Here is a 6,338-nt window from a genome sequence, read left to right as displayed (position 1 = left end):
ACGGGGGCATCAGGATGTTGACGTCCGCGACAACCTGCAGGGCAACGTACAGGACGGTAGCCAGGCGCTCGCGCTGGGTCTCGTCCTTCGCCAGCTTCCACGGCTCCTGGGCGGCGATGTACTGGTTGGCCCGCGCTGCGATGCGCATGGCCTCGGTCATGCCTGCCTTGAACTTGGAGAGCTGCAGCGCGTCGCCGACCACGGTGTAGGCCTGCTTCGCCTCGTCCAGCAGCTCCTGATCCTCGGCGGTGAACTCGCCCGGCTGCGGGATCTCGCCGAAGTTCTTGTGCGCCATGGAGACCGTGCGGTTAACGAGATTGCCCCACTCGTTGGCCAGCTCCGAGTTGATGCGGCGGACGAACTCATCCCAGGTGAAGTCCGTGTCCGTGTTCTCGGGGCCTGCGACGGCGATGAAGTAGCGCAGCGCGTCGGGGCCGAACTCCTTGAGGAAGTCGCGGACGTAGATCACGACGCCCTTGGAGGAGGAGAACTTGGAGCCGGACATGGTCAGAAACTCGGAGGAGACGACCTCGGTGGGCAGATTCAGCTCGCCCAGCTCGCCCTGCTCGCCGCCCTTGCTCCCCTTGCCGGCGTAGCCGAGCATCTCGCCTGGCCAGATCTGGGAGTGGAAGGTGATGTTGTCCTTGCCCATGAAGTAGTAGGACACGGCCTCCGGGTCGTTCCACCACTTGCGCCAGGCCTCCGGGTCGCCGGTGCGCCAGGCCCACTCGATGGATGCGGAGAGGTAGCCGACGACCGCGTCGAACCAGACGTAGAGCTTCTTGGCGTTGTTGTCCTGCCAGCCCTCGATCGGGACGGGCACGCCCCAGTCGATGTCGCGGCTCATCGCGCGGGGCCGGATGTCCTTCAGCAGGTTCAGGGAGAACTTCAGGACGTTGGGGCGCCAGTCATCGCGTCCCTTCAGCCATTCCTCCAGCGCCTCGGCCAGGGCGGGCAGGTCGAGCATGAAGTGCTCGGTGTCGACGAACTCCGGGGTCTCGCCGTTGATCTTGGAGCGCGGGTCGATCAGGTCGGCCGGGTCCAGCTGGTTGCCGCAGTTATCGCACTGGTCACCGCGAGCGTCGGTGGCGCCACACAGCGGGCAGGTTCCCTCGATGTAGCGATCCGGGAGGGTGCGGCCGGTGGACGGGCTCACGGCACCACGGGTGGTCTGCTTGAGCATGTAGCCGTTGTCGTTGAGCCCGCGGAACAGCTCCTGCACGATCGCGTAGTGGTTGCGGGTGGTGGTGCGGGTGAACAGGTCGTAGGACAGGCCCAGTCCCACGAGGTCCTCGACGATGATGCGGTTGTAGCGGTCTGCGAGCTCGCGGACCGTGGTGTTTTCCTTATCCGCCTGCACCAACAGCGGGGTGCCGTGCTCATCCGTGCCGGAGACCATCAGCACGTCGTTGCCGATCATTCGCTGATAACGGGCAAAAACGTCGGACGGGACGCCGAAGCCGGCGACGTGGCCGATGTGACGGGGGCCGTTGGCATAGGGCCAGGCAACAGAGGTGAGTACGCGCTTTGACATGCCTTAAACCCTATTAGATCCGTGCCTGCTGCGCGAACAAAGCCCCACCTCCCGGGGCTAGTTCCGACCGGGTAGGTGGGGCTGAGTTCTGCGAGGGACCGTGGCGGCTTAGCTGCGTCCGCTGGCGTCCTCGCCGTTGCGGTTGTTGATGTAGTCGGCGACGTCTTCGGCGTCGACGACCTCAACGACCTTCCCGCCGTCGTAGACGCTCATCGTCTCCAGGCCGTCGAGGTCCTCGGCGACGTAGGACTGAGCGGCGGTGGAGTCCTCGACCGCGGCCTCGGCGTCTGCCGTCGCCGGGGCGTGCGGTGCGGTGGCTGCCGTCGTGCCGGTGACGTCCTCGCGACGGTTCTTCGTGCGGAGGGCGCGCTTCACGAGCTCGCGGTTTTCGCGTTCCCGGTATTCGCGGGCCACGCGCAGCACCATCTTCCGCTGGTTCTTCTGGTCCAGGTAAAGCGGATCGTCGCCCAGGGCCTTCACCACGGCGAACATCAGCGCGATGATGATGAGCACGAATGGGGAGGCCGCGATAATCGTGATGTTCTGCAGGTTATCGAGGGAGTCCGCATCGCCGGTGGTCAGCATGATCACCGCGATGGTGCAGGTGAGCACACCCCACAGGACGGTGACGATCGGGGACGCGACGAGGCGGCCGCGCTGGGACATACTGCCCATCACCGTGGAAGCGGAGTCCGCCGAGGTGATGAAGAAGGTGGCCAGCAGCAGCATCGCGATGATGGACACACCCGCGCCGAATGGGTACTCGTACAGCAGGTTGAACAGCATCTTGGTGGCGTCACCGTCGCCCCAGATGGACTTGCCGGTCTCCTCGAGGTGGATGGCGGTACCGCCGAAGATGGAGAACCACAGGATCGTCACGGAGGTCGGGACGAGCAGGATCACCATGATGAACTCGCGGACGGTACGGCCGCGGGAAATACGAGCCAGGAACATGCCCACGAACGGGGACCAGGAGACCCACCATGCCCAGTAGAAAATGGTCCAGCTAGACAGCCAGTCACCGGCGTCCTCGGAGGACTGTGCGGTGCGGGAAGCCATGGCGAAGAAGTCCTGCAGGTAGTTACCCAGGGTCGTCGGGACCATGCTCATGATGACGACGGTCGGGCCGACAATGAGGACAAACAGGGCGATGATCGAAGCCAGCACCATGTTCGTATTCGAGATCCACTGAATACCCTTGCCCACGCCGGATGCGGCAGAGATCAGGAAGGCGATGCCGAGCACGACGATGATGCCAACGATCAGGGTGTTGCCGGGGTTATCAACCCAGTCGACGATTTCCATGCCCGAGGCGATCTGGCGAGCGCCAATACCCAGGGAGGCGGCGGTGCCGAAGACGGTGGCGAAAATAGCCAGGATGTCGATGATCTTACCGAGCCAGCCCTCGGCCAGGCGGTGGCCGATCAGCGGGATGAACGCGGAGCTCAGCAGCTGCTTGCGGCCCAGACGGAACGTGCCGTAGGCGATGGCCAGGCCGACGATGGCGTACAGCGACCATGGGTGCAGACCCCAGTGGAAGAGCGTGGAGGCGAAGGCCTCGCCCACGTTGCCCTCCGGGCGGCCCGGTACGCCGGTGCGGAAGTGGGTCAGCGGCTCGGTGGTGCCGTAGAACATCAGGCCGATGCCCATGCCGGCGGCGAACATCATCGCGACCCAGGAGAATGTCGAGAACTCTGGCTGTTCATTATCCTTGCCGAGCTTGATGTGCCCGAACTTCGAGAAGGCCACGAAGAGCACGAAGAAGACGAACACGGTCGAGGCCAGAACGAACAGCCAGCCCCAGTCGACGACGACGTAATCCAGCGCCTGGCTGGCGAAGTTGGCGAAGGATTCGGAGCCCACGAGCCCCCAGGCCACCACGGCGAGGACGAGCGCGGCGGCGGGGCCGGTGACGACCCAGTCGATGCCTGCGCGCTCGTCCTTGGCCGCGGCACTATCCGCGGGTTCACTCAGCCGCGCGGCGTCTTGGGCCTCTTGCGGCGAGATACTGCCTTCCTTCAGCTGGTCAAGGGTGTTCTCAGAATTGCTCATTGCCCCACTGTGCGTGGGATTTTTGCGTTTCGCTAGTTTTCGGCGCCGTTATCGAGCTCGCAACGGGCTCACAGCGGTTTTCTAGGTGGCTGCCAGAATTGTTATAGCGCTGTTCAGGGCGCTCTTCCCTACCAAGAGATAACAATCTGATAACAAATTCGCTTTGATGCGCAGGTTGTGGCCTATTTTTCCGCCCGGGCGGCCAGTACCGCCTCGTAAACGTCCCGCTTTCCGAGACCATGGGAAGCGGCTACCTCCCCGGCGGCGGCCTTCAGCCGCTGCCCCTGGGATACCAATTCCTCGACCTCGCCCACGACGTCTACGGCCGCGACCTCCGCCGTGGCGGCGGTCGCCTCGATGACGACAGTGATCTCCCCCTTGACTCCGGCCTCCGCCCACTCGGCGAGCTGGCCGAGCGTGCCCGCCTTGACCTCCTCGAAGGTCTTGGTGAGCTCCCGGCACACGGCCGCCGCGCGCTCCTCTCCCAGCACCTCGGCGGCAATTTCGAGCGTGGAGGCCAGCCGGTGGGGTGACTCGAAGAAACAGACGGCCTCGTCCCCGCTGCGGGCGGCGTCGAAGAACTGACGACGCTGGCCGTCCTTCCTCGGCGCAAAACCCAGGAAGCGGAAGTGACCGACCCCGATCCCGGAGAGCGCCAGTGCCGTCGGCACAGCGGACGGACCCGGCAGGCAGGTCACCGGGACGCCGCGCCGGTGGGCTGCGACGACGGCAGGAAAACCCGGGTCCGACACGGAGGGCATGCCCGCGTCCGTGATGACCAGCACCCGCTGGCCGGTGGCCGCGGCCTCGACGAGCTCCTCGGCGCGGTGCTCCTCGTTGTGATCGAAATTGGAGAGCACCTTGCCACGGATGCTTACCCCCAGCGCGTCGGCGAGCGCCCGGCTGCGGCGGGTATCCTCCGCCGCGATCACGTCTGCGGTGGCCAGGGCGTGGAGCAGCCGGATCGACGCATCCTGCGGGTTGCCCAGGGGCGTGGCAGCCAGAATGATGCCACCGTCCGGCAGCGGCGGATTGGCACAGGCCTGTTCCCACAGGTGGCCGAATTCCGGGGCTGGGGCGTCAATGGTGCGGGAGTGCGTCGGTGCGGAGCTCATGCCACCAGCATGGCACCGCTTAAAGCAAAATCCACATCGGATAAGCTTTCCCTGTGACAACGAAGACCACCCCGGCGCCGACCACCGGGCCAGCCGAGCCCCGCGTGGGCCAGCCGAAGCAGCGGATGAACCAACGCCGTTGGGCTCTCATTCAGCTTCTGCTGGCCGCCTTCGCTGCCCTCCTTCGGATGGTCAATCTGGGCTCCCCCACTGACGGCGGTACCCCGGTCTTCGATGAAAAGCACTACGTCCCCCAGGCCTGGCAGATCCTGCGCGGCTGGGACCACCTGGTGCTGGGAGGCATCGAGGATAACCCCGGCTATGGGCTGGTCGTGCACCCGCCGCTGGCCAAGGAAATCATGGCCGCCGGAATGGAGGTCTTTGGCTACACCCCCTTCGGCTGGCGGGTGTGCGCCGCGCTGGCGGGCGTGGCGGTGGTCTGCCTGATCGCGGGCATCTCCCGGCGGTTATCCCGCTCGGACTTGGTCGGCCTGCTGGCTGGCGTGCTCGCCCTCTCCGATGGCATTCTGCTGCTGACCAGCCGTTCCGGGATGCTGGATCACTTCCAAACACTCTTCCTTTTGGCCGCCGTGTACTTCCTGGTCCGCGACCACGAGGAGATGGAACACCGCTACCGGGCCGTGTTTCGTGAGGGCCGAATCGGGGACTTCCCGGCTGGCCCGCGGTTAGGCTTCCGCTGGTGGCGCTTCGCCGCCGGTGTCGCGCTCGGTGGCACGCTGGCGATCAAGTGGTCCGGGCTGTACTACATGGCCTTCTTCGGCGTGGCCCTCGTGGCCCTGGATGCGCACCGTCGCAGGCGTTATGGCGTGCGCCGTCCGCTGCTGGGGGCGCTGCTTCGGGACGCTCCGCCGCATTTCTTCGCGGTCGTCATCGTCCCGGTGTGCTGCTACCTGCTGTCCTGGCGGGCGTGGTTCGGTAGCGAGACCTCCGTGTACCGGCACGCAGTGGAGTCCGGCCTCGTCGAGGACGCCACCGCGCTGGCCGAATCCCCGCTGGGATTCCTGCCGGATTCTGTCCTGAACTTCCTCTACTACCACGTGTCGGTGCTTCGCTTTCACTCGGAGCTGACCAACTCGAATGGGCACAACCACCCGTGGGAGTCGAAGCCCTGGTCCTGGCTGGCCTCCACCCGCGGCCTGATGTACTACAACCCCAGCCACGAGGACGGCACCCGCACCGTGGAGCTACTGGTTGGGACGCCGGCGATCTGGTTCCCCACCGTGCTGGTGCTGGCCTATGGCTGCTACCGCCTGGCCCGGTTCCGGGACCTGGTGTGGGTCGTGCCGGTCGTGGGTTTCGCCGCCGGATTCCTGCCGTGGCTGCTGAACACCGACCGCCAGATGTACCTCTTCTATGCGCTGAACCTCGCGCCCTTCCTCATCATCGGCCTGGCGCTGATCTGCGGCCGTGTCTTGGGGTGGCGCATGGCGCCCGGCAGCACGCACCGCCCGGTGGCGTGGTTGCAGGCCCACGCCGGCCTGGCGCTGGTCGTGGCCTACCTGGGCTTTGCGGTGTGGAATTTCCTCTTCTTCCTGCCGCTGTACACGGCCATGCCGCTGAGCCCCGCCGAGTGGGCAGCCCGCATGTGGCTGCCTTCCTGGCACTAAGGGTCTCGG

General features: G+C 65.7%; 4 protein-coding genes. 1 reads left to right on the top strand and 3 read right to left on the bottom strand.

The features are described from left to right. From metG to rsmI, 3 genes are all read right to left on the bottom strand, one after another. Positions 1 to 1,534 (bottom strand): methionine--tRNA ligase (gene metG / locus HMPREF3097_RS07975; RefSeq protein ID WP_246821337.1); only part of this gene is annotated, 1,534 nt, incomplete at its 3' end. A gap of 108 nt (positions 1,535 to 1,642) precedes the next feature. Then, positions 1,643 to 3,586 carry a BCCT family transporter gene (locus HMPREF3097_RS07970; RefSeq protein WP_070761814.1) on the bottom strand — a complete coding sequence of 648 codons (1,944 nt, stop codon included), beginning with the start codon at positions 3,584 to 3,586 and terminating at the stop codon, positions 1,643 to 1,645. Between the two features lie 182 nt (positions 3,587 to 3,768). After that, the gene (rsmI, locus tag HMPREF3097_RS07965) at positions 3,769 to 4,701 is read right to left on the bottom strand and encodes a 16S rRNA (cytidine(1402)-2'-O)-methyltransferase (protein ID WP_371260101.1); all 933 of its coding nucleotides are present in this window, start codon (positions 4,699 to 4,701) and stop codon (positions 3,769 to 3,771) included. Between the two features lie 125 nt (positions 4,702 to 4,826). On the opposite strand from rsmI, the gene HMPREF3097_RS07960 reads away from it, so the two are divergent. After that, entirely contained in the window at positions 4,827 to 6,329 is a 1,503-nt protein-coding gene (locus HMPREF3097_RS07960; protein WP_246821342.1) for a dolichyl-phosphate-mannose--protein mannosyltransferase, read from the top strand. Positions 6,330 to 6,338 lie beyond the last annotated feature (9 nt).

It is taken from the genome of Corynebacterium sp. HMSC27B11, from assembly GCF_001815985.1.
Taxonomy (GTDB): Bacteria; Actinomycetota; Actinomycetes; order Mycobacteriales; family Mycobacteriaceae; genus Corynebacterium.
This window is presented reverse-complemented; position numbering and strand designations above follow the sequence as displayed.